This window comes from Methylobacterium sp., assembly GCF_028290105.1.
GTDB lineage: Bacteria > Pseudomonadota > Alphaproteobacteria > Rhizobiales > Beijerinckiaceae > Methylobacterium.
In genome coordinates this window covers 1-3,450 of sequence record NZ_JAQGKL010000182.1, presented here as the reverse complement: position 1 = coordinate 3,450, position 3,450 = coordinate 1, and the positions used below count along the sequence as shown (strand labels likewise).

The following is a 3,450-nucleotide window of genomic DNA, read 5'->3' as shown; positions in this document are numbered from 1 at the left end:
ATGCGCTACCTTGCCCACCGCAACGACAAGGGCGAGGGACACCTGCTCGGCACCCAGTTCCGCCTGAACGATCTCGGTCTGCGCTGCATGGCCGAGCACGTCACCCGCGCCATCACCCTCTCGCTGCTGCAGCCCGACCCCACCGCGACGGGCAGCGCGGGACGCCCGGCCCTGACGCTTGCGCCCCCCAAGGACGCCGCCGGGATCAAGCTCGCGCCCCAGGCCTCGCCCGCCGGCCCGTGAGCGCAAAGCCTTAACCCCGCCGCTTAACCGGCCCGCAACGCCGGGTCGGCTATGCCCGGCGCGAGGTGTGAGGGGTTTGCGTTGGGCATCGCGACGGACAGGATCGGGGCTCTCGGCCTCTGGGGTGGCGTCGCGCACCTGACGCGCCTGCGGACGGGTGCCGCCGGAGCAGCCATCGACGTCTTTGCGATCCGCATCGCCGCCGCCGGCTTCGCCTATGGGGCCCAAGTCCTGATGGCGCGCCTGATGGGTGGCACCGAGTACGGCATCTTCGCCGCCATCTGGGTCTGGATCGCCATCCTCGGGCACTCCGCCACCCTCGGCCTGTCACAGGGCGCCTGCCGCTTCCTCCCCGCCGATCAGGCGCGCGGCGACGATGCGGCCGTGCGCGCCTATCTGCTCGGCGGTCTCGGCGTCACCCTGGCAAGCGCGCTGACCGTGGCGTTCGGCGGCGTGACGCTGGTCTGGGCCGAGGGCTCGCTGTTCGGCGGCCCCTACGCCGCCCCGCTCCTCGTCGCCATTCTGGTCCTGCCGCTGTTCGCCCTGCAGGATTACTGCGAGGGAATCGCCCGCAGCCAGAACTGGGCGATTCTTGCCATCGCGCCGCCCTATCTGCTGCGCCAGGGCCTGATCATGGCCGCGATGCTCCTCGCCGTCGCCCTCGGGGCCCCGGCCGAAGCCCGCATCGCCGTGCTGTGCACCCTCGTCGCCACGGGGGTGGCGGTGGCGATCCAGGCCGGCATGCTGCTGGCGCGCCTGCGCCGGACTGTCCCCGCCGGTCCGCGCCGCTACGCGTGGCGGCGCTGGTTCCGGGCTTGCCTGCCCATCGCCGCGAGCGATCTGGCCAGCGCCGGCTTCAACGTCGTCGATGTCGTGGTTCTGAGCCTGCTCGCCCCGCCCGCCACCGTGGGGCTCTACTTCGCCGCCACCCGTATCCAGCAATTCGTGGTCTTCGTGCATTTCGCCGCCACCGCCGCGACCGCGCAGCGCTTCACCGCCGTCCATGCCGCCGGGGACGGGGTGGGGCTCGCCGCGCTCGTGCGGATGCAGGCGCGCTTGACGCTCGCGGCCACGCTCGTCGTCGGGGCGGCGGTGCTGGCGGCCGCGCCCCTGTTACTCGGCCTGTTCGGACCCGAATTCCACGGCAGCCTGCCGATCCTCGCGCTGCTGGTCGCCGGCAGCGTCGTCGCCAGTGCCTTCGGGCCGGGCGAGGACCTGCTCAACATGCTGGGCGGCGAGCGCCTCGCCGCCCTCGTCACCGTGGCGATGCTGGCGCTCGCCGCCGGTCTCTGCGTCGCGCTCGTTCCGGCTTACGGCGTAGCGGGCGCAGCATCCGCCATGGCGCTTGCCACCATCCTGCGCGCTGTCGCGATGGCGCTGGCGGCCAAGGCCGTGCACGGCCTGACGACGCCCGTCCAGCTTCCCGCCTTCGGACGCAGGGCCCGATGATCGCCGCCCCGAGCCTCAAGGCCGCCCCGGTCTACGCGCCTGTGCTCACCACGCTGGCGGCCCTTGGCGCCGAGGCGCCGGCCTGGGACGCCTTGTCGGCGCGGGCGGGGGATGCGCATCCCTATTACAGCCGACACGCGATGCAGGCGCACGCGGCGAGTGGACTTGCCAATCCCGACCTCTCGATCGTCGTGGTCCGTGGTCCGGGCGGGATCGAGGCCGTGCTGCCCTTCCGGCGTTCCTACGACATCTGCGGCCTCGGCCGTCCGGTCGCGCTGCCCTTTGTCTCGCCCTTCGTCACCGCGACGGCGCCCCTGGTGGCAGCCGGCCCGGAGCGCCCCGCAATCCTCGCCGCCCTGGTCGAGGGATTGCGCGAGGCCTCGGGCGGACGGCCCTGGCGCTGGCCGCATCTCTCGCCAGAAACCGCGCTCGGGCAGGACCTTTGCGGCGCGCTGCGGGCGGCCGGCTGGACCCTGGGAGAGGTCGGCCGCTTCACCCGCCCGGTGCTCGACAGGCGCGCCGACCACGCGGATTTCCTCGCGGGCCATCCGCATCCCTCCCGCCTCAAGGACCTGCGTCGGCGCGGACGTCGTCTGGCGGAGAGCGGCGAGGTCACCTTCGCGGTGGCGACGGAGGGCCCGCGCCTCGCCGAGGCGGTGGAGACCTTCCTCCGGCTCGAGGCCGCGGGCTGGAAGGGTGATGCCGGCAGCGCCATGGCGTGCCGCGCCGCCCACGCGGCCTTCGCCCGCGCGATCTTCGCCGCGACCGGAGGACCTGTCCATGTCCGGGCCGACACGCTGAGCCTCGATGGCCGCGCCCTCGCCATCAGCCTCGCGCTGGTGTCTGGCGGCACCGCCTATCTTCTGAAGACCGCCTACGACGAAGGGGCCCGCGCCCTGGCGCCGGGGCTGGTCCTGGAGGCCGAAATCGTGCGGGCGCTGCACGCGGAGGCCTTCGCCGAGCGCCTCGATTCGGCGACGAACGGCGGCTCCGCCCTGGAGAGCCTCTACCGGGAGCACGAGACCGTGGCCGAGCTCGTGGCCGTGCCGGCCGGGGGGCGCCACTTCGTCAGCCTGGAGCGGCGCCTGCGCCTCGCGCGCCTGGAGGGCGAGGCGCGCCATGAGGCCAAGCGCCTCTTGGGGCGCCGGAGGTAAAGGCGCTGACGGGCTCGCCGGACCGTGCTACTGCGCGCCCTCGGAACGCCAGACAGGACCTCAGCCCCCATGCGCCGTCCGCTCTACGCCCTCACCGGAGCCTTGATCCTCGCCATGACCGCATCCGCATCCGCCGAGACCATCACCACGCCCTCGGGCCTCCAGTACCGCGACGAGGTCGTGGGCACCGGCCCCGAGCCCAAGGCCGGCCAGAAGGTCAGCGTGCACTATACCGGCTGGCTCGATGACGGCGGCAAGCCGGGCAAGAAGTTCGATTCCTCGCGCGATCGCGGCACGCCCTTCAGCTTCACCCTCGGCGCCGGTCAGGTCATCGCCGGCTGGGATACGGGCGTCGCCACGATGAAGGTCGGCGGCAAGCGCACGCTGATCATCCCGCCCGACCAGGGATACGGCGCGCGCGGCGCCGGTGGGTTGATCCCCCCGAACGCGACCCTGATCTTCGACGTGGAATTGCTCGGCGCCCGCTGAGATCGCACGTCTGCCTGAACCGGCCGGCGCCCCGGGGTGTACGGCCGGTTCCAGCCTTCGCGACCCTGAGGCCGGCGTCGTGTCCGCTGCGTCAGTTCCCGGGTCGCTCCGCCGG

General features: G+C 73.1%; 3 protein-coding genes and 1 pseudogene. All 4 read left to right on the top strand.

What is annotated here, in order from left to right; translation table 11 throughout:
* Positions 1-243: pseudogene (locus JWQ05_RS12920) on the top strand (SGNH/GDSL hydrolase family protein); the annotation flags it as partial.
* 138 nt (positions 244-381) lie between these two features.
* Positions 382-1,692 carry a lipopolysaccharide biosynthesis protein gene (locus JWQ05_RS12915; protein WP_299658847.1) on the top strand — a complete coding sequence of 437 codons (1,311 nt, stop codon included), beginning with the start codon at positions 382-384 and terminating at the stop codon, positions 1,690-1,692.
* The gene (locus JWQ05_RS12910; RefSeq protein WP_299658846.1) at positions 1,689-2,846 is read left to right on the top strand and encodes a GNAT family N-acetyltransferase; all 1,158 of its coding nucleotides are present in this window, start codon (positions 1,689-1,691) and stop codon (positions 2,844-2,846) included. The genes JWQ05_RS12915 and JWQ05_RS12910 overlap by 4 nt, the downstream gene beginning before the upstream one ends.
* 69 nt (positions 2,847-2,915) lie before the next feature.
* Positions 2,916-3,335 (top strand): FKBP-type peptidyl-prolyl cis-trans isomerase, encoded by a 420-nt coding sequence (locus JWQ05_RS12905; RefSeq protein WP_299658845.1) that lies wholly within the window; start codon positions 2,916-2,918, stop codon positions 3,333-3,335.
* Positions 3,336-3,450: the final 115 nt, after the last annotated feature.